Raw genomic sequence first — 17,771 nt, forward strand, 5'->3', positions numbered from 1 at the left:
GTCGCGACGTGGATGTTGTCGAGGACTACAGCGGTCATGTCGAGCCGGGTGGCGCCGCCGCGCGCCGTGAGCTGGACGCACTGACGATAACGAAGATCTCCGTCGGCCCGATGGACAACAACGCCTACCTACTGGTGTGCAAGGCCACCCAGGAGGCGCTGCTGATCGACGCCGCCAACGACCCCGAACGCCTCTCCGATCTCATCGGTCATGACGACAACCGTCCGACCCTGCGCACGATCGTGACCACCCACCAGCACCAGGACCACTGGGAGGCCCTCGGCGCGGTCGCCGGCGCCTACGGCGCGAACACGATCGCCCACGAGGAGGACGCCAAGCCCCTCCCCGTCCCCCCGGACCGCTACGTCACCCAGGGCGACACCATCCCGGTCGGCGACTGCGAGCTGGAGGTGATCCACCTCCGCGGCCACACCCCCGGCTCGATCGCCCTCCTCTACCGCGACCCGACCGGCGTCCCCCACCTGTTCACCGGCGACTCGCTGTTCCCCGGCGGCATCGGCAAGACGCTCACCCCGGAGAACTTCACCTCACTGCTCAACGACGTCTCGTCCCGCGTGTTCGACAAGCTCCCCGACGAGACCTGGTTCTACCCCGGCCACGGCGACGACTCCACCCTCGGCGTCCAACGCCCCCACCTGTCCGAATGGCGCGAACGCGGCTGGTGAGGTGCCCCGCGGGCGCGTCCAGGTGACCACGTGCCGTTCGTCCGGTTGACCACATGACGACCGTCCGGATCACCACGACCCATCCGACCAGATGACCACGAACCAACCGTCCAGATGACCGTTGATCTTGTTCGTACGGCAAGTGGTCACGGCTCGGGGAACCGGGCGTAGCGGCCGGGGCGATGATGGAGAACGTCGTCGTCATGGAACTCGCCCCGCCAGCTCACCTGGTCCGAGGAGCGTGGACGGCTGTATCACCACCGCTGCGGTCAGCTGCGTGCTACGCGGTGCTACCTGGTAGCACGGTCGCGTACCATGGCGGCATGGCTCAGCCTGAGATCAACCAGCGCGACCTTCGCAGCCGGTCCAAGGAGATCATGGACGCCGTCGCGGGTGGGCAGTCCTTCACGGTCACTCGTGACGGGCACGAAATCGGCGAGCTGATTCCGTTGCGTCGGCGCCGACGCTTCGTTGCTCGAGATGAGTTCACCGCCATGTCACGCAACGCTGTGAGCGTCGACATCACTGCCTTCCGCGCGGACCAGGATGCCGCGGTGGATTCGGAGGCCGTCGATCCCCATGAGCGGTAGCCCCCGTCGCCAGGGTCTCCTCGACACGAACATCCTGATCCTTCGCCGCTGGGTCGATCCAGCCGAGTTGCCGGAGGAAATGGCGATCAGCGCGATCACGCTCGCCGAACTCTCCGCAGGTCCACACCAGGTACGACCGAACAACGAGCAGAACACCTACGACGAGCACGCGGAACGCGCCCGACGCCTCGACGTACTTCAACGTGCCGAACACGAGTTCGACCCGATCCCTTTCGGTGTCGAAGCCGCCAGGATCTACGGCCGAGTGACCGCCGCGGTGGTCGCCGCCGGGCGAAAGCCACGACGTCGCATCGGCGACCTGATGATCGCGGCAACCGCCATCGCTGAGGACCTTTCTCTGTTCACGACGAACCCCGATGACTTCGACGGGCTTCATGACCTGCTCACCGTCGTGCCGGTCGTGCCTCAGGAAGGCCGCTGACCGTTACCCCGGTTGTTCGCCGTCAGTGCGATTCCCGGCGGCATCGGCTGACTTTCACCCGAACGGCAGGCCCTCTCCGGGCGCGGCCGCCGAGGCGTTCTCGGACCTGGCCGAGGAACTCGTCACCCGGTCGGACTTCGCCGGTGAGGGCTACTCCTGGGGCGACCGGGAGCTGGCGCGGTGTCGCCGGCGTGGCGGCACCCGAAGCGCCGGCGCCGCCTTCCAGTGGCTGTCCATGGCCACCTCGCACCACCTGTCACACCTGGCCCGGCGCACGCCGGACAACCTGTGACCGGCCGCTCACCTCCGTGGCCGCTACCAGGCGGAACCGTGTGAACGCGGCCGGCGTCCCACCTGACCTGGTGACGCGGCCACATGACACACTTCAGCTCACCCGAACGGGGGAGCCAGATCACGGAGGGGTAGCTGATGACGTATCCGCAGCAGCCGGGGCAACCCGGGCAGCCCGGTTGGCAGCCGGGTCCGCAGCAGGGGCCGGGTGGTTTCCCGCAGCAGGGTCAGTTCCCCCCTCCGCAGGGCCAGTACCCGCCGCCCGGGCAGTACCCGCCGCCGGGGCAGCCCGGACAGCCGGGGATGCCGCCGGGACAACCGCCCTACGGGGGCGGGCCGGGGCAGTTCGGGCAGCAGCCCATGGGGCCGATGGGGCCGCAGCCCCCGAAGAAGAGCAAGACCGGGCTCATCGTCGGTGTTCTCGTGGCCGTGGTGGCCGTCGCGGCGTTCGGGGTGACCGGGTTCGTCGCGCCGGGGTTCCTGCTCAGTGACGACAAGGACTCCGGGGAGCAGACCACCGGCGAGGGCGGGGACAAGCCGGACAACTCCGGGGGCGGCGACTCGGGCAACAGCGGCCCCGACAGCGGGGACGACAACGGCGGCGACAGCGGTGGGGGCAGCGGCGGGGGCAGCGATGACAGCGGCGGTGGCGGCGGGGACGCCGAGGCGCTGATCGACCAGATCGTCGACGGCTTCAACTCCCAGGACGAGACCGGGCTCAACGGCCTCATCTGCCCCGGCTCGGAGACCAGCCTCAAGGGCTACTCCCGCGACGCGAAGTACGTCGTGGAGTTCGAGCTGACCAGCGAGGTCACCGTGTCCGGCGAGACCGCCGAGGCCGAGGCGCACGTCAAGCTGGAGAACGGCACCCAGAAGGCCGAGACCGACGCGACCATCGAGGTCGCCGACGAGGGCTCCGGCTGGTGTTGGAAGGGCATGTCCGATTCCTGAGCGAACGCCTGGTCACCGCCGCAGGGCGGTGGCCAGGCGGTGCAGGCCCTTGGTGATCTCGGCGGTCGTGTTCGTGGTGAACGACAGGCGCAGGGTCGCCGGGTCCGGGGTCGTGGCGTAGAACGCGGTGCCCGGGACGAACGCCACCTGTTCGCCCAGCGCCACCCTCAGGGTGGTCTCGCTGTCGGCGCCGTCGGGCAGGCGGACCCAGATGAACATGCCGCCGTCGGGGTCGGTCCAGCGTGAACCGGCCGGCAGGACCTCCGGCAGCAGTTCGACCATCGCGTCGCGGCGGGTGCGGTAGGCGTCGCGGAGAGTGGCGATGTGCGCCTCCAGGTCGTTCGCGGCCAGGTAGCTGGCGGCAGCGGCCTGGTCGACGGTGCTGGTGTGCAGGTCAGCGGCCTGTTTGGTGACCACCAGGGTCGGCAGGACGCTCGCCGGGGCGCGCAGCCAGCCCAGGCGCAGACCGGGGGCGCAGATCTTCGACAGGCTGCCGAGGTTGATCACCCGGGTGTCGGAATCGGCGGCCAGCGGGGCCAGCGGCGTGCCCCGGTAGCGCAGTTCGCCGTACGGGTCGTCCTCGACGACCCACAGGTCGTTGGCCTCGGCCAGCGCGGCGACGGCGGCGCGGCGGTCGGCGGTCAGCGTGCGCCCGGTGGGGTTCGCGAACGTCGGCACCAGGTAGAGCAGCGTCGGGTGCTCCCGCTCGATCACCTCGGCCAGCGCCTCGGGCAGGATGCCCTGCTCGTCGCCGGCGACCGCGACGATCCTGGCGTCGGCCATCCGGAAGCACTGCAACGCGGCGAGGTAGGTCGGCTCCTCCACCGCGACCACCGCCCCCGGGGTCAGCAGCGCGGCGGCGATCAGCGTCAGCGCCTGCTGGGAACCGGTCGTGACCAGCAGGTCCGTCGGCTCGGTCGGTAAGCCCCGGCTGGTCTGGCGGTCGGCGATCCAGGCGCGCAGCGCCGGGTCACCCTCGGTGGGCGCGTACTGCAGGTGGCGCCGGGCGTGCGGCTCGGACAGGGCGTCGGCGAACGCCGCCCGCCAGCCGTCCACGTCGAACAGTTCTGGGGCCGGCAGACCGCCGGCGAAGGAGATCATTCCGGGGTCCTTGGTCAGCTCCAGCAGGTCACGGACCGGGGAACTCTGGACAGGGCGCACATCGACTCCTCACCTGGGGACGGGGTACACGCAGGGCGCCGGGCAGTGGTGCCGCCGACGTCGTGCGCGTGAGGCTGCACTGATCGAGGAGCCGTCGATCAGCATACGCGCAGGCCAGCCGGGGTAACGCCCTTGTCAGGGAATGTTGGGGAGAGGAGTTCGTGATGCCCGACCCGATGCGCCGGCTCAACGTCCTGGTCGGGCGGTGGAAGCTGGTCCTCGACCACCAAGCCCTGGGTGGCGACCTGCACGGCGTGACGACCTTCGAGTGGATCGACGGGGTGTACCTGCGACAGCGCATGGTCGTCGAGCACCCGGACGTCATCAACGGCGAGCTGGTGATCGGCGCCGACGACCAGACCGGGCTGTACAGCGTGTGTTACTCCGACGACCTGGGCAACCGGCGCATCTACCAGATGTCGGTGGACGGCGGGGTGTGGCGGCTGTGGCGGGAGGGTCCCGACTTCGCCCAGCGGTTCACCGGCACGTTCAGCGACGACTGGGACATGATCGACGGCCTGTGGGAGCTCAACACGGACGGCCGGACGTGGAACCCCGACTTCCGGCTCACCTACCGCCGGGCCAGCTGACCGTGGCGTCCTGGTTGGATGGTCCGGGTACGGATGCGGACGAAGGAGGATCATGGCCCTCGAAAAGCCCAAGGTTGACCCGATCGACGGTCCCCCACCGGCAGATCTGGTGATCGAGGACATCACCGTGGGCGACGGCGACGAGGCTCGGCCCGGCCAGCAGGTGAGCGTGCACTACGTCGGTGTCGCGCACTCCTCCGGCGCGGAGTTCGACGCCTCCTGGAACCGTGGCGCCCCGTTCGCCTTCCCGCTCGGCGGCGGCCGGGTCATCGCCGGCTGGGACCGCGGCGTGGCCGGCATGAAGGTCGGCGGCCGTCGGCGGCTGGTCATCCCGCCGCACCTCGGCTACGGCGACCGGGGAGCCGGCGGCTCCATCAAGCCGGGCGAGACGCTGGTGTTCGTGGTCGACCTGCTCGGCGTCCGGTAACGACCGGTTGGGTGCCGTGGGGGCGGACACCGCCCCCACGGCATCACTCGTTCGAGTGGTGATCGAGCCGCTCGATCAGGGGCCACAGGGCCGTCGGGTCCTCGACGTGGGCGTTGTGGCCGAGGCCGGGCAGGATCACCGTTTCGCCCAGTGGGGTGAGGTGGTCGGCCGGTGACATCGGGTCCAGCTCCCCCGCCGCCATCAGGACCGAGGCCCGGGACACGGCCAGCAGGCCGGCGATGTCCGGTTCGCCGACGCCGAACACCGCGCCGTCGAGCGTCAGACCCCAACCGTCACCCGATTCGGTGACGCCCGCCTCGGTGGCGGTGACCAACCCGTTGAGCCCGGCGACCTTCAGGGCACGGTCCACCGCCTCCTCGCGGGTCCCGTAGATCTTCGCCGGCCGGGCGGCGACCGACGCGGCCCTGGCCAGTTCGTCGGCCGTCCAGCGGACCTTGACGCCCAGCCCGCACACGGCCGTCACCCGCACCCCGAACCAGCCGCTGGCCAGGGTCAACCCCAGCACGCCGCCCAGCGAGTGACCGAGGACGGCGACCGGCCGGTCCGGGTCGAGCGACTCGGCGATGCCGGCGGCCATCGCGCCGAAGGAGTACCGGTCCAGCGGCGCCGAGCGCCCGTGACCGGGCAGGTCGACCACCAGGACCTCGCCCGGCCACCGGTCCCCCAGGCCGCGCACGAGACCGTCCCACACCTCCCCGGTCGCGCCGAGGCCGTGCAGCAACAGCAGGGTCGGGGTCCCGGAACCGCGCCGGGAGCGGTAGACAGCCACGAGCACGATCGTGCCGCACCGGAGCCGGGTCGGTACAGAATGGCTGGCATGTCCGCCGACTCCACCGCTGACGCCACCGCCGACGCCACCGTGATCGTCGACCCCGACACCTACCTCACCGGTGTCCCGCACGCCACGCTCGCGCGGCTGCGCGCACGGGCGGCGGTCGTGTGGGTCGACGAGCCGGGTGTCGACGCGTGGCCGGCCGGACCGGGGTTCTGGGCGGTGGTGCGGCACGCGGAGGTCAAGGAGGTCATGCGCACGCCGGCGGTGTTCTCCTCGCACCTGGGCGCGACCCAGATCCGCGACCCGAAGGACGAGCCGACGCTGGCGTTCGTCCGGCAGATGATGCTCAACCAGGACCCGCCGGAGCACTCACGCCTGCGCAGGCTGCTGACCAGGGCGTTCACCCCGAAGGCCATCGCCGGGTTGGAGGATCGGATCACCGCGTGGGCCAGGGAGCTGGTGGGCGGGGTGGCCGGGCGCGGGGAGTGCGACTTCGCCACCGACGTCGCCGCTGACCTGCCGCTGCGGACGCTGGCCGAGATCTTCGGCGTGCCGCACGAGGACCGCTGGCTGATGTACGACTGGAGCAACCGGGTCATCGGCTACCAGGACACCGAGTACGCGTCGTCGGCGCGGGCGCCGCTGGCCGGGTCGACCGCGATGGCGCGCCGGGCGTTGGCCCTGCGGCCCCGGCCGGACGCCGACGGGTTCCTGCCCGACCAGCGCACCCGCGAGGGCATGCCCGACCTCTACGCCTATGCCAACGACCTGGGCGCGTTCAAGCGGGCCAATCCGGGCGGGGACGTCATGTCCAACCTCATGCGCGAGGTCGACGACGCCGGGGGCCGGGTGAGCCTCGGCGAGTTCGAGAACCTGTTCTGGCTGTTCGCGGTGGCCGGCAACGAGACGCTGCGCAACGCCCTGCCCGGTGGGTTGATCGCCCTGATGTCGCATCGGGACCAGTACCGGCGGCTGCTGGCGGACCGGTCGCTGCTGGGTCCGGCGGTCGAGGAGATGCTGCGCTGGTGGACGCCGGTGATGTGCTTCCGCCGGACGGCGACCGCCGACACCGAGCTGGGCGGGGCGCGGATCCGTGCCGGGGACAAGGTGGTGGTGTGGTTCTCCTCGGCCAACCGCGACGAGCGAGTGTTCGCCGACCCCGATCGGTTCGACATCACCCGGCAGTCGAGTGATCACCTCAGTTTCGGTCACGGACCGCACTACTGCCTGGGCGCGCACCTGGCGAAGGTCCAGCTGCGGGCGCTGTTCACCGCGCTGTTCGACGTGCTCGGCGAGGTCGAGCCGGCGGGTGACCCGGTGCGGCTGCGGTCGAACTTCCAGAACGGCGTGAAGCGCCTGCCGATCCGGTGGTGATCCGGTGGTGATCCGGGTGTTCCGGTGATTCGCGGTGCCCCCGGCAACCGAGCGGCCGGGGGCACCGCGAGGTACTCAGCAGCCGCCGCAGTTGTAGTAGGTGACGTCCCAGTGGTTGCTCTCCAGGAAGTAGATGTTCCCGGAGCCGGACTGCCACTTGTTACCGCCGATGGCGGCGAAGTTGCCTCGGATGTAGTTGCTGATGCAGCTGTTGAGGCCGAAGTCGAGCTTGTAGCCGTTCCAGTGGCTGTAGGTGCCGCTGGCGTGGCCGGTCTCGGTGCCGCCGGTGACGTTGAGCCCGCAGCCGCTGGCGGACCTCAGTGTCTGGGCGCCCTGGATGGTCGCCAGGTTGACCTGCGTGAACGACGTGCAGGTCGGGTTGTTGCGGTCGCTGCACCCGCCGCTGGAGGACCAGGTGATGCCCGATGACCGGAGCCTGGCCGTCGCGTCGGCGTGGCTGAGCTTGGTCACCATGACCTCGACCTGGCCGCTCGGTCGGTCGAACACCGGGTCCTGTTCGGACACCGACGCCGCGGCGGACGCGGTCCCGACCAGCAGCGCGGTCGCGGCGGAGGCCGCGAGGACCAGCGCCCGGACTAGCATTCTGCGCATTTCGATCTCTCCGTCCACGGACGGCGGACCACACCCCCGACGAGCAGGCGCCGCCGGCGAGCGCGGCTCGCCGACCGTTCGTAGGAACTGAGTGAAAGAAAGCGGCCCTCGGCGGCCGGGGCGGTAGCGGGTGGCACGCAGGGGACTCCCGCCACGGCCGGCAAGAACGCCTCCGCGAACGAATGTAGCCGTGGTTAACCAGATGTCATAGTCTGCTCGGGGAAATTTTCCAACTGCTTTTTCCCAGCATTGCCACGGTTCTCCACGACGGCCAGGACCAGCGCCACCAGGATCAACACGACCGAGCCGACCAGTGCCACGGCCAGCCCGGCGGAGAAGTTGCCGTCGGTGGCGCCGATCGTGGCGTAGAACATCGCCGCCAGCACAGCCGTGCCGACCGCCGTGCCCATCCGCTGCCCGGTCTGCAACACCCCGCTCGCCACCCCCGACATGCCCGGCGGCACACAGGACAGCGTGATCGTCGTGTTCGGCGAGATCACCGCGCCGCCGCCGAGCCCCGCGACCAGCAGCGGCAACACCAGAGCCGCCATCAGATGGTCGGCGTCCACCACCAGCGTCAGCACGCCGGTCACCGCGATCCCGATCGCGATCATGACCAGCCCGGTGATCGTCACCAGCCGCCCCCACTGCGACACCAGCCGCCCGGCGATCCACGCCGACACCGCCGACCCGAGCGCGAACGGGGTCACCGCCAACCCGGACTCCAGCGGCGAGAACCCCAGCCCCGTCTGGAAGTAGACCGCGAACACCAGGAAGATCCCGGCGAACCCGCAGAAGTAGACCGACGAGATCGCGATCCCCGCCGGATACCCGCGCGCGGCGAACAACCGCATGTCCAGCAGCGGGGCGTGCCCGGCGGCGACCCGCCGGCGCTCCCAGCGCAGGAACCCGTACCCGAGCGGGACCGCCAGGACGAACAGCCACCAGTAGCGGGCCAACCCACCGGAGTCGGACTGGACGACCGGGAACATGACGGCCAGGACCGTCAGGCCGAGCAGGACCATGCCGGTGACGTCGATGTCCGAACGGACCGAGCGGGCCGGGGTGGTCGGCACGAAGAAGTACGCGAGGACCAGCGTCAACGCGCCGAAGGGCAGGTTCACCAGGAAGACCCAACGCCAGCCGTCCGGGTCACCGAACAGGTCGAGGATCAGACCTCCGATGACAGGACCGACGGCCGTCGACACGCCGATGGTGGCGCCGAGCAGGCCGAACGCCCGGCCGCGTTCCGGGCCGCGGAACAGGTCCTGGATCAGCCCGCCGTTCTGCGGAGTCACCAGCCCCGCGACCAGGCCTTGCAGAAGCCGAGCGACGACCAGCAGGGTCAGCGTGGGGGCCAGCCCGGCGAAAACGCTGGTCAGCACGAACCCGGTCAGGGCGAACAGATACATCCGCCGGCGCCCGAACGCGTCCCCGAGCCGCCCGCCGGCGACGAGAACCAGGCCGAGCGTGAGCGGGTAGCCGGAGACGACCCACTGGACGCCACTGGCGGTGGCGTCCAGGCTCTTCTGGATGGCGGGAACGGCGACGGTGACGACACTGACGTCGAGAAGGATCATGAAGCCGCCGGCGAGGGTGACGATCAGCGCCCGCCAGCGGCGGGGGTCTTCGCCGGGTGGGTAGACCTCGGACGTCTGGGGTGCCTCTGGGGATGATCTCGTCGCCACACTCTGTGTCTACCCACATCGGGGGCCGTGTACCACTGGCGTTGTGCTTTCCCTGGGGTCGTGGGGTGGGTTCGGGATTGGCGGGCCCGTGTCTCAGAGGGTGATCTGTGCTCGTTGGGCGAGACTGTCCAGGTCGCTGACCATGATGTCCAGGTCGCTCACCGTCCACAGTTCGGCGCCGATGATCAGGGCTCGTCTGGGGGGTGGGGCTCCCGCGCCGTAGCGGGAGTCCGTGTGTTGGACGACGCCTACCTCGTCCAGGCGGTCGCCGGAGCGTTTGAGGACGAGCATTCCCGCGCCGTCGGGGCCCACCGTCACCGGAAGGATGATCAGGCCCTTGTCCTCCCAGTAGAGGAACGCGTGGGGATCGTTCTCCACCTCGGAGTAGGCCTCGGGGAGGTGGAACTGTCCCACCCGGGACGCACTGTCGGCCGAGGTGTCGAACAGGGACACCTGGAGGCCGGTCGCCACTCCGTCGGAGGTCGCTTCCTGGCCCACTCCCAGCAGCCGGTCCCTACCCAGCGGGTGGAGGTAGGCGGAGTAGCCGGTGATCTTCAGCTCTCCGGTCACCTTCGGCGCGGACGGATCGGACAGGTCCACTGTGTACAGTGGGTCGGTTTCCCGGAAGGTCACCACGTAGGCGATGTCCCCGGTGTACCGCACCGAGTAGATCCGTTCCCCCTCACCGAGTCCGTCCACCCGGCCGCGCAGCATGAGGTCCTCGCCCTGACGGGTCAGCACGGTCACCATGCTGCGGAGGCGTTGTGCCGTCGAACCTCCGGCGGAGGCCACTGTGGTCGCTATCCGCAGGTTGCCCTCATGCTCGGACAACGAGTACTGGTTCAGCAGAGTCCCTTCCACCCCGCCGGACGCGACGTGCACCGGCTTGCCCGCACCGGAGATGTCGAACTGGTACACCTCGGTGCGTTGTTCGCCCGCCGGCAGCGGGCGAACGTCGGGGGCAAAGTTGTTGCCGGTCACCCCGTGTTCCACGTGGTCGTCGGCCACGTACAGGCTCGTCCCCGTCCCGTACACGGTGTCGCCGTCGGCGGCGATGCTGATCGGATCGCCGGTGGTCAGGTCGCGTTGGAGATCGACCGTCAGCACCGTCAGCAGGGACGCCCCGGTGTAGCGCCGGGGGTGGCTGACCGCCTCGCATTCGACCAGTTGGCCGTCGCTGCGGGCGTTGCCGGATTCCAGGGTGTAGCGGGGCAGCCAGTCGGCGATGCCGGAGTTCTCGACGACCTCCCGGTTGCGTTCGGTCGCGCTCTCGGTGACCCCGTCGCCCTGGGGGTGGCGGAACTTCAGGTTCGGGGTGGAGCGCATCACGACCCTGGCCACCGAGCCGATCTGACGCGCGTCGATGTAGTAGCCGTCGATCTGCAACGATCCCAGGATCTCGCCGGCGCCCGTCAGGTCCACCAGCACCAGCCGCGAACCGTTGGCCACCGGGTCGATCGGCTTGTCGCTGGGCACCATCCGCTCGCCCCGGTACGCCTGGGCGTCACCACCGGTCATCACCAGGGCCCGGTCGCCGTCGAGCAGGAGCTGGCTGGCGTAGCCGCCGCCGGGGACGGTCAGCTTCGCGGTGCGTTGGCGTGACGCCACGTCCACCACGCTGAGCTGGCCGTTGGCCACCGTGACGACCCGGCGGCCGTCGGTCTTCACCAGGTCCGGCTCGTCCACACCCGACTCGTGGACGTTGGTGCCGGAGTGTTCCTTGGCGGCCCCGCCGGACGCCTCGCCGGACGCCCCGTCGGAGGTGGCGGCCTTGCCGGGCGCGGACTGGGCGCGCGCCCCGGGGGCGGCCCCGGCGCTGTCGGCCGACCCGTCGGACTCGGCGTCGGCCCGGTCCTCGACGACGAGGTCCCGGTCCCCGCCGGTCAAACCGTACGGTCCGACATGCGGCAGCGCGGCCGCCTTCAACTCGTCGAGTGCCGACTCACAGGTGTCATAGGAGACCAGCGTGATCGGACCGTCGGCGGGCTGCCCGATGATGGTGGGTTCGTCCTCGCCGGACAGCCCGACGACCACCGCCGTGCCGGCCACGCCGACCCCCAACCCCACCACTGCCGCGCCGACGACCGCGATCCGCGGCCATCTCGGTAAATCCGTCCTCATGGACCCTGGACGGAGCGGTGGAACGATTCGGTTGCCCGGTTCGGCGAGAAACCTTGGAAAATGGCTGGTCGAGGAGTTGACTGCGGAGATGCGTCAACTCATGACCGCGGAAGTGGCCGACGCCATCGTCGAGTTACCGGCCGCACGGTTCCACCGGGTGGCGGTCGACGGGGTGCTCGGCGCGGGAATGGTTCACTTCGCAGACGAGCTCGCCGCTGAGCTCAGCGGGCGCGGCACCCCCGTGGTGCGGGCGTCGGTCGACGGTTTCCACAATCCGGCGCGGACGCGACACCGTCGCGGCCGGGACTCGCCGGAGGGGTTCTACCGGGACTCCTTCGACTATGGACGGTTCATCCGGCTTCTCCTCGACCCGTTCGGGCCGGAGGGGTCGGGCAGTTACGTGCAGCAGGTCTACGACGCGCGCCGGGAACGCGAGGTGCGTCGTCCGCCGGCACTGGCCGAACCGGGAACGGTGTTGGTCGTCGACGGGATCTTCCTGCACCGGGACGAGCTGGTGCGGTTCTGGGACTACACCGTGTGGTTGGAGTCGGGCGGCTCCCTACCCACCGACCATGGCCGGCGGGTGGCCGAAGGACAACGGCTCTACCAGCACGAGTGCGACCCGCGTACCCGCGCGGGCACGGTGATCGGCGACCGGGAACCCCGGACGCCGCCGATCGCGATCGGCTAGCCCTCTCCGGCCTCACTGTCCTTTGTGGATGGTGAGGCCGGTTCGCGCTCCACGTCGATCGACCAGCCGCCGGCCAGCCCCAGCGCCGCGCCGGCCACCGTGATCATCGGCGCCACCACCACCGCCACCAGCCCGACGACGACCGGCAGGTTGAGCACCGTCCGGCCCTTGTCGTTGCGCACCACGATCCGGCGGACGTTGCCCTCGCGGATCAGCTGTTCGATCTTGTCGGCGAGCGAGCGCGCGCCGTTCCCCTCAGCTTCCCTGGTCACCCGATGAACGGTAGTCCCCTCCCGGCGCCCCGGGACAGGGTCAGCCGAGGTCGGCGGCGTGCTGTTCGGCGGCCAGGAAGTGGGCGATGTCGGCGGTGGCCGGGTAGAGGTCCCGGTACCGGCGGTAGAACTCGTCGTAGCGCGCCGACGGGGTGGGCCGGACGGTTCGGCTTGGCGGGTTCCAGGCCTCGACGTCGACCGACGCGCCGGTGGCGGTCGCGGCCAGCAGGGCGTCGCCGAGGCAGGCGCCGACGGTTTCGGTGGGGAGCTGTTGGGGGTGGCCGGTGACGTCGGTGACGATCTGGGTCCACAGGCCGCCCTGGGTTCCGCCGCCGACGGCGACCAGCCGGCCGGGGGTGCCCCCGGCCTCCCGCATGACCTCCAGGTTGTGGCGTACGCCGTAGGCGATGCCTTCCAGAGCCGCCCGGTACAGGTCGGCCCGGCCGTGGGTGAGGGTCAGGCCGGCGACGACACCGCGCGCCGACGGGTCGAAGATCGGGGTGCGTTCGCCGGCGAAGTAGGGCAGGAGCAACAGGCCACGGCTGCCAGGGGGGACCTGTTCGGCCTCCGCGACCAACGTCTCGAAGTCGGCGCCGGTGAGGCGGCGCAGCCAGTCGGTGACCGAGCCGGAGGTGGCCATGCCGGCGGCCAGCGAAAGCGTCGCGGGGTACACGCCGCTGGTGGTCCACAGCGCGGGGTGCGGGTTGGCCTCGCTCAGGACCTGGATGAGGAACATCGTCGTCCCGTACATGACCATCACGTCGCCCGGTTCGCGGACGCCGACGCTGGTCGCCTCCGCCCAGGCGTCGACGGTGCCGGCGGTGACCGGCAGGCCCGCCGGGAGGCCGGTCACGGCAGCCGCCTCGGGGGTGATGGTGCCGACCACGTCCGTGGGCCAGGCCAGCTCGGGCAGGCGGAGGCCGGGGGCGGTGATCTCGGCCCAGTCCGTTGCCCAGTCGAGACGGTTCTGGTCGTACATCGGGTCGCACTGGCTGGCCGAGTGGTGGTCGAGCACGTACCGGCCGGTGAGGCGGTGGACGAGGTAGGAGCTGGCCATCAGCAGCAGCTCCGTGCGTTCCCAGACGTCGGGTTCGTGGCGGGCCAGCCAGCGCAGTTTCGGGCCGACGGCCTGGCTGGACAGCGGCGTGCCGCCCCGGCGCAGGATCTGCTCGGCGCCCAGTTCGGCGGTCAGCTCGGCGATCTCGGCGGTGGCGCGGGTGTCGACGCCGTAGAGGATCGCCGGGCGCAGCGGGCGACCGGCGGCGTCGGCCGGCAGCAGGCAGGGGCCGATGCCGCTGACCGCGAGCCCGGCGAGACGGCCGTCGGCCGCGCCGGCCAGTTCCCTGGCGATGGCCAGGAAGTCGGCCCACCACACGGTGTCGGCGTCGTGCTCGGCCCAGCCGGGGTGCGGGGTCGCGGTGCGGTGCTCACGGGTGGCCCTGGCCAGGACCTGTCCCCCGGCGGTGACCAGGACGCCCTTGGAGCTGGACGTGCCGATGTCGATGCCGAGGTACTGGTCAGCCACGGGTGAACTCGTCCAGCCTGATGTCGAGCAGCTCGCACACCGCGCGCAACTCGGCCCGCCGGTCGCCGGGGACGGCGTGGATGTGGTTGGCGCCGAAGCGGGACAGGAACACCTCGGCGGGGGCGTCGAGGCGGGCGAAGGCGTGCGGCCACTCGGGAGTTGACATCGCCATCAGGGTCTCAGTCGTTGCCGCGTCGTAATTTTCGAACTCCCCCAGCATGAGTTGCAGACGGTAGTTGCCGTCGTGGCGGGTCAGTCGAGCAAGTGTCATTTCTCCGGGGGCGGCGACGTGGTGGACGGACGCGCCACCGGCCGGGAAGAAGAACACCTCCGGGTAGAGGTGCACCTTCGCGAGGTTCTCGGCGGGGTCGTCGCTGCGGGCGGCGTACCAGGTGGCGTGCTGGCCGGAGTTGCACAGGTCCCAGATGTCGCGGTCACCGTGGTAGTGGCGGACGTCGGCGAACAGCACCGGCGTGCCGGTCAGGTGCTTGAGGATCTGCATGGTCAGCGCGCCGTCCATGTCGGCCTCGGTGGCGCAGACGTGCGGTTCCTTGGGGCCGTTCCAGTCGTAGGGGTCGTTGAGGAACGCCTCGGCGACGTCCATCGTCGCGAAGTACTGGGTCAGCTCGGGCTGGCCCTTGATGCCGGTGAAGTCCAGGTTCCACTCGTCGATCAGCTCGCGCATCGCCAGGTAGGAGCCGATCTGGCGTTCGAGGAGTTCCTCGGTGAGCTTGTCGCCGTCGTAGTGCACGGTCGCGTGCCGCTCCAGCCACTGCCGCGCGCGGACCTTCTCCTTGGGGTCGGCCGCCTCGGCGCGACGGACGATCTCCCACTGGTCGATCTCCTCGACGTCGACGCCGAAGGTCCGCTGCCACTGGTCGGCGTTGGCGACGGCGGTGTACATGCCCATCGGGCGGCCGCCGATCCGGCCGAAGGTCTGACCGCGCAGCGACGTCACGGCGCTGGCGGCGGCCGCCAGGACGCCGATGCGGGTGATCAACGCCGAGTCATCGGGATCGCCCCACAGACGGGTGTGCGTTCGCCCGATCTGGTCAAGTGCGCCGCCGGCGGCGAGCATGCCGACCATGCCCGGCTGGACCGGGTCGGTGTTGGCGACCAGCACCAGCGGTCCGGTGAGCTGGCCGGCGGCGAGCATGGTGAAGTGCGGGAAGGCCCAGACGCAGTAGTGCAGGACGGTCAGGTCGACCCCCTCGGCCTGGACCTGCCGGGCCAGCGAGCCGGCGAGGGTGTTCGAGGTGACGGCCTCACCGGCGCGGACGACCTGGTGGCCGGCGGCCTGGAGGGCGGCGACGAGCCGGTCCTCGTTGCCCCGGATGAACTCGGCGATGCCGCCGTGGACGTAGTCGCGCCCGTCCGAGATGTTGATCACGCCGATGCGGGCCACGAGCGGTCCTCCCTGCGGTGGAGTAATCGTTTACTCAGAAACTATTCCGAGCCTTCCGGCGGTGTCAATAGGGCCAGGTAGGGTCTGCGTCCGAGGGCGGAAAGCGAGGCCAGGTGGCAACGATCAGTGACGTGGCGGCGATGGCCGGCGTCTCGACCGCGACCGTGTCCAGGGCGCTGAACGGCAAGTCCACAGTGGATCCGGAGCTGGTCGCCAGGGTGCTCGCGGCGGCCAAGGAACTTGGCTACCAGCCCAACGGCCCGGCGAGGAACCTGCGCCGCCAGGAGGCCGCCGTCCTGGCGCTGATCATCAGCGATGTGGAGAACCCGTTCTTCACGGCGATCGCGCGGGGCGTGGAGGACGTCGCGCACACCGTCGGTTACTCGGTGGTGCTGTGCAACGCGGACGAGAACGCGGACAAGGAACGCCGGTACGTCGACGTCGCGATCCAGGAACGGGTGGCCGGCGTGATCATGTCGCCGACACCGGACGTGCGCAACGCCGACCTGCTGATCAACCGGAACACGCCGCTGGTGGCCGTGGACCGCCCGCTCCCCGACCGCCTGGTCGACACGGTCCTGGTCGACACCCGACTGGCGGCACGGCAGGCCACCGAGCACCTGCTGGCCAAGGGGTACACCCGGATCGGCTGCGTCACCGGCCCGTCCGGCGTCCGCACGGCCGACGACCGGCTCTCCGGCTACCGCGACGCACTCCGGGCGGCCGGGGTGCGGACCAGCCCGAGGTTGGTCCGGCGCACGGAGTTCCGGGCGGCCGGGGCCAGGAAGGCGGCGGCGGAGTTGCTGGCGCACTCGTCGCCGGATGCCCTGCTGGTGGCCAACAGCGCGATGGCCACGGGGGTTCTCGCGGCGTTGGGGGAAGCCGGGCGGCGGCCGGGGCGGGAGGTGGGGGTGGTCGCGTTCGATGACGTCGCGTGGGCGGAGTTGATCGATCCTCCTCTGACGGTGGTCGCCCAACCGGCTTATGAGATGGGGACAGTGGCGGCACAGCTGCTGCTGGCCAGGATCGCCGACAACGGGAGGGCGGCGACCACCACGACCCTGGCCGCTCGGCTCATCGAGCGTGGAAGTTCTCATCGGGGTTGAGCGTGGTGGGTGGCGGGTCAGCTGTTGGCCTCGTCGTAGACGGTGGCCGCGTTGTCGATGGTGATCAGTTCGGTGGTCAGGGTCTGTTCGCGGGGGACCTCCTCGCAGTCGATGAGGAGCTGCTTGGCGGTCTCCACCGCCTCGTTGCCGGCCGTGGGGTAGATCAGGGTGGCGGAGAGGCGGCCCTGTTCCACCGCTTTCAGGCCTCCGGACGGGATGGGGAGGCCGTCTATGCCGATGAACTTCAGTGACTTCTCCTTGCCGGCCGCCTTGGCCGCCAGGTAGGCGCCTTCGGCCATCGGGTCGTTGTGGGCGTAGACGACCTCGATGTCCGGGTTGGCCGTGAACATCGCGTCCGCCTGGGCCTGGCCTTTTTCTCGGAGCCAGTCGCCGTCCGAGGACGTGACGATGTCTATGTTCGTCCCCCTGATGCCCTCCCGGAAGCCGTCGCCGCGTTCCTTGGCGGGGGTTGAGCCGGCCAGGCCTCGGAGTTCGCCTACCTTGCCGCCGTTGGGGAGGAGCTGCTCGGCCACGTACTTTCCCGCTGTGCGGCCGATTTCCACGTTGTCGGCGCCTATCCAGGTGGTGTAGGCGTCGCCATCCACCTTGCGGTCGAGGACGATTACCGGGATTCCCTTGTTGTAGGCCTTCGCCACGACCGACGTCAGCGGAGTGGCTTCGTTGGGGCTGATGATCAGCAGATCGATCTGCTTGGTCAGGAAGTTCTCCACGTCCGCGACCTGTTTGGCGTTGTCCTGTTGCGCGTCGGCGAACTCGACGGTGAACTGGGGGACCTTGGCCGCCGCCGTGCGGATGTCGTCGTCCATGCGTTCCCGGTACGGTTCGGCCACGTTGGCCTGGCTCATGCCGATCGTGTACGTGCCGTCCGGGCCGGCGCAGGCGTCACCCCCAGCGGCACCCGGCTGTGGGTTCTGGCCGCTGTTCTCGCTGGTCGTTCCGCAGGCGGCGGACAGGGTGAGCGCCAGAGCGAACACCGTCGCCAGGGCACGGCGTTGGGCCATCTCGCTACCTCTTTCCTTGGT

20 protein-coding genes are annotated in these 17,771 nt (G+C 70.3%); 10 read left to right on the forward strand and 10 right to left on the reverse strand.

The genetic code is table 11. The annotated features are described in order from the left end of the window. The first annotated feature begins 8 nt into the window (after positions 1–8). The 4 genes from BLA60_RS16335 to BLA60_RS16350 all read left to right on the forward strand — a co-directional run bounded on the left by BLA60_RS16335 (position 9) and on the right by BLA60_RS16350 (position 2,010). Positions 9–686, forward strand: a complete 678-nt coding sequence (locus tag BLA60_RS16335; protein ID WP_075133750.1) for an MBL fold metallo-hydrolase — start codon at positions 9–11, stop codon at positions 684–686. 323 nt (positions 687–1,009) lie between these two features. Beyond that, on the forward strand, positions 1,010–1,276 hold the full coding sequence (locus BLA60_RS16340) for a type II toxin-antitoxin system Phd/YefM family antitoxin (RefSeq protein WP_075133751.1): 267 nt from the start codon (positions 1,010–1,012) through the stop codon (positions 1,274–1,276). After that, positions 1,266–1,718, forward strand: a complete 453-nt coding sequence (locus tag BLA60_RS16345) for a type II toxin-antitoxin system VapC family toxin (protein WP_075133752.1) — start codon at positions 1,266–1,268, stop codon at positions 1,716–1,718. The genes BLA60_RS16340 and BLA60_RS16345 overlap by 11 nt, the downstream gene beginning before the upstream one ends. A 25-nt stretch (positions 1,719–1,743) precedes the next feature. Continuing rightward, positions 1,744–2,010 (forward strand): beta family protein, encoded by a 267-nt coding sequence (locus BLA60_RS16350; RefSeq protein ID WP_075133753.1) that lies wholly within the window; start codon positions 1,744–1,746, stop codon positions 2,008–2,010. Positions 2,011–2,108: 98 nt separating this feature from the next. Here BLA60_RS16350 and BLA60_RS45535 read toward each other — a convergent pair whose 3' ends face one another. Then, positions 2,109–2,327 carry a hypothetical protein gene (locus BLA60_RS45535; RefSeq protein WP_245812015.1) on the reverse strand — a complete coding sequence of 73 codons (219 nt, stop codon included), beginning with the start codon at positions 2,325–2,327 and terminating at the stop codon, positions 2,109–2,111. A gap of 51 nt (positions 2,328–2,378) precedes the next feature. Here BLA60_RS45535 and BLA60_RS42115 point away from each other — a divergent pair, with 51 nt between their 5' ends. Continuing rightward, positions 2,379–2,960 (forward strand): hypothetical protein, encoded by a 582-nt coding sequence (locus BLA60_RS42115; protein WP_245812016.1) that lies wholly within the window; start codon positions 2,379–2,381, stop codon positions 2,958–2,960. 12 nt (positions 2,961–2,972) lie between these two features. Here BLA60_RS42115 and BLA60_RS16360 read toward each other — a convergent pair whose 3' ends face one another. Further along, the gene (locus BLA60_RS16360; RefSeq protein ID WP_075133755.1) at positions 2,973–4,121 is read right to left on the reverse strand and encodes an aminotransferase-like domain-containing protein; all 1,149 of its coding nucleotides are present in this window, start codon (positions 4,119–4,121) and stop codon (positions 2,973–2,975) included. A 164-nt stretch (positions 4,122–4,285) separates the two neighbouring features. Between BLA60_RS16360 and BLA60_RS16365 the strand changes: the two genes are divergently transcribed. Together BLA60_RS16365 and BLA60_RS16370 are read left to right on the forward strand one after the other, a co-directional pair. Continuing rightward, entirely contained in the window at positions 4,286–4,711 is a 426-nt protein-coding gene (locus BLA60_RS16365; protein WP_075133756.1) for a hypothetical protein, read from the forward strand. 52 nt (positions 4,712–4,763) lie between these two features. Further along, on the forward strand, positions 4,764–5,138 hold the full coding sequence (locus tag BLA60_RS16370; RefSeq protein ID WP_075133757.1) for an FKBP-type peptidyl-prolyl cis-trans isomerase: 375 nt from the start codon (positions 4,764–4,766) through the stop codon (positions 5,136–5,138). A gap of 43 nt (positions 5,139–5,181) precedes the next feature. Here BLA60_RS16370 and BLA60_RS16375 read toward each other — a convergent pair whose 3' ends face one another. Then, complete coding sequence (locus tag BLA60_RS16375; protein WP_075133999.1) at positions 5,182–5,928, reverse strand: alpha/beta fold hydrolase; 747 nt, start codon at positions 5,926–5,928, stop codon at positions 5,182–5,184. Between the two features lie 48 nt (positions 5,929–5,976). Between BLA60_RS16375 and BLA60_RS16380 the strand changes: the two genes are divergently transcribed. Then, positions 5,977–7,308, forward strand: coding sequence for a cytochrome P450 (locus BLA60_RS16380; protein WP_075133758.1), 1,332 nt, complete (start codon positions 5,977–5,979; stop codon positions 7,306–7,308). 75 nt (positions 7,309–7,383) lie between these two features. Here the strand turns inward: BLA60_RS16380 and BLA60_RS16385 are convergent, their stop codons facing one another. From BLA60_RS16385 to BLA60_RS16395, 3 genes are all read right to left on the reverse strand, one after another. Next, a complete protein-coding gene (locus tag BLA60_RS16385; protein ID WP_075133759.1) occupies positions 7,384–7,920 on the reverse strand; it encodes a hypothetical protein in 537 nt (178 codons plus the stop codon). Positions 7,921–8,114: 194 nt separating this feature from the next. Further along, a complete protein-coding gene (locus tag BLA60_RS16390) occupies positions 8,115–9,608 on the reverse strand; it encodes an MFS transporter (RefSeq protein ID WP_075133760.1) in 1,494 nt (497 codons plus the stop codon). Positions 9,609–9,701: 93 nt separating this feature from the next. After that, complete coding sequence (locus tag BLA60_RS16395) at positions 9,702–11,729, reverse strand: beta-propeller domain-containing protein (protein WP_075133761.1); 2,028 nt, start codon at positions 11,727–11,729, stop codon at positions 9,702–9,704. A gap of 100 nt (positions 11,730–11,829) precedes the next feature. Between BLA60_RS16395 and BLA60_RS16400 the strand changes: the two genes are divergently transcribed. Continuing rightward, on the forward strand, positions 11,830–12,420 hold the full coding sequence (locus BLA60_RS16400) for a nucleoside/nucleotide kinase family protein (RefSeq protein WP_075133762.1): 591 nt from the start codon (positions 11,830–11,832) through the stop codon (positions 12,418–12,420). Here the strand turns inward: BLA60_RS16400 and BLA60_RS16405 are convergent. Genes BLA60_RS16405 through BLA60_RS16415 form a run of 3 tightly spaced genes read right to left on the reverse strand, consistent with a single transcriptional unit; the run spans position 12,417 to position 15,622 of the window. After that, on the reverse strand, positions 12,417–12,692 hold the full coding sequence (locus BLA60_RS16405) for a DUF4342 domain-containing protein (protein ID WP_075133763.1): 276 nt from the start codon (positions 12,690–12,692) through the stop codon (positions 12,417–12,419). The two genes, BLA60_RS16400 and BLA60_RS16405, sit on opposite strands and share 4 nt — an antisense overlap. 40 nt (positions 12,693–12,732) lie before the next feature. Beyond that, a complete protein-coding gene (locus BLA60_RS16410) occupies positions 12,733–14,217 on the reverse strand; it encodes an FGGY-family carbohydrate kinase (protein ID WP_075133764.1) in 1,485 nt (494 codons plus the stop codon). Continuing rightward, on the reverse strand, positions 14,210–15,622 hold the full coding sequence (locus BLA60_RS16415) for an L-fucose/L-arabinose isomerase family protein (protein ID WP_075133765.1): 1,413 nt from the start codon (positions 15,620–15,622) through the stop codon (positions 14,210–14,212). Before BLA60_RS16415 ends, BLA60_RS16410 begins: the two co-directional genes overlap by 8 nt. Positions 15,623–15,735: 113 nt before the next feature. On the opposite strand from BLA60_RS16415, the gene BLA60_RS16420 reads away from it, so the two are divergent. Then, positions 15,736–16,728, forward strand: coding sequence for a LacI family DNA-binding transcriptional regulator (locus BLA60_RS16420; protein WP_075133766.1), 993 nt, complete (start codon positions 15,736–15,738; stop codon positions 16,726–16,728). Positions 16,729–16,745: 17 nt separating this feature from the next. On the opposite strand, the gene BLA60_RS16425 is transcribed toward BLA60_RS16420, so the two are convergent. After that, positions 16,746–17,750 (reverse strand): substrate-binding domain-containing protein, encoded by a 1,005-nt coding sequence (locus tag BLA60_RS16425; protein WP_075133767.1) that lies wholly within the window; start codon positions 17,748–17,750, stop codon positions 16,746–16,748. Positions 17,751–17,771: the final 21 nt, after the last annotated feature.

It is taken from the genome of Actinophytocola xinjiangensis (genome assembly GCF_001921215.1).
Lineage (GTDB): Bacteria > Actinomycetota > Actinomycetes > Mycobacteriales > Pseudonocardiaceae > Actinophytocola > Actinophytocola xinjiangensis.

Excerpts from the sequence above, each read along its gene's own strand:
- BLA60_RS16340 (WP_075133751.1), top strand. The coding sequence starts at position 1,010 with ATGGCTCAGCCTGAGATCAACCAGCGCGACCTTCGCAGCCGGTCCAAG.
- BLA60_RS16425 (WP_075133767.1), bottom strand. The coding sequence starts at position 17,750 with ATGGCCCAACGCCGTGCCCTGGCGACGGTGTTCGCTCTGGCGCTCACC.
- BLA60_RS16345 (WP_075133752.1), top strand. The coding sequence starts at position 1,266 with ATGAGCGGTAGCCCCCGTCGCCAGGGTCTCCTCGACACGAACATCCTG.
- BLA60_RS16365 (WP_075133756.1), top strand. The coding sequence starts at position 4,286 with ATGCCCGACCCGATGCGCCGGCTCAACGTCCTGGTCGGGCGGTGGAAG.
- BLA60_RS16400 (WP_075133762.1), top strand. The coding sequence starts at position 11,830 with ATGACCGCGGAAGTGGCCGACGCCATCGTCGAGTTACCGGCCGCACGG.
- BLA60_RS42115 (WP_245812016.1), top strand. The coding sequence starts at position 2,379 with ATGGGGCCGCAGCCCCCGAAGAAGAGCAAGACCGGGCTCATCGTCGGT.
- BLA60_RS16385 (WP_075133759.1), bottom strand. The coding sequence starts at position 7,920 with ATGCGCAGAATGCTAGTCCGGGCGCTGGTCCTCGCGGCCTCCGCCGCG.
- BLA60_RS16370 (WP_075133757.1), top strand. The coding sequence starts at position 4,764 with ATGGCCCTCGAAAAGCCCAAGGTTGACCCGATCGACGGTCCCCCACCG.
- BLA60_RS16395 (WP_075133761.1), bottom strand. The coding sequence starts at position 11,729 with ATGAGGACGGATTTACCGAGATGGCCGCGGATCGCGGTCGTCGGCGCG.
- BLA60_RS16380 (WP_075133758.1), top strand. The coding sequence starts at position 5,977 with ATGTCCGCCGACTCCACCGCTGACGCCACCGCCGACGCCACCGTGATC.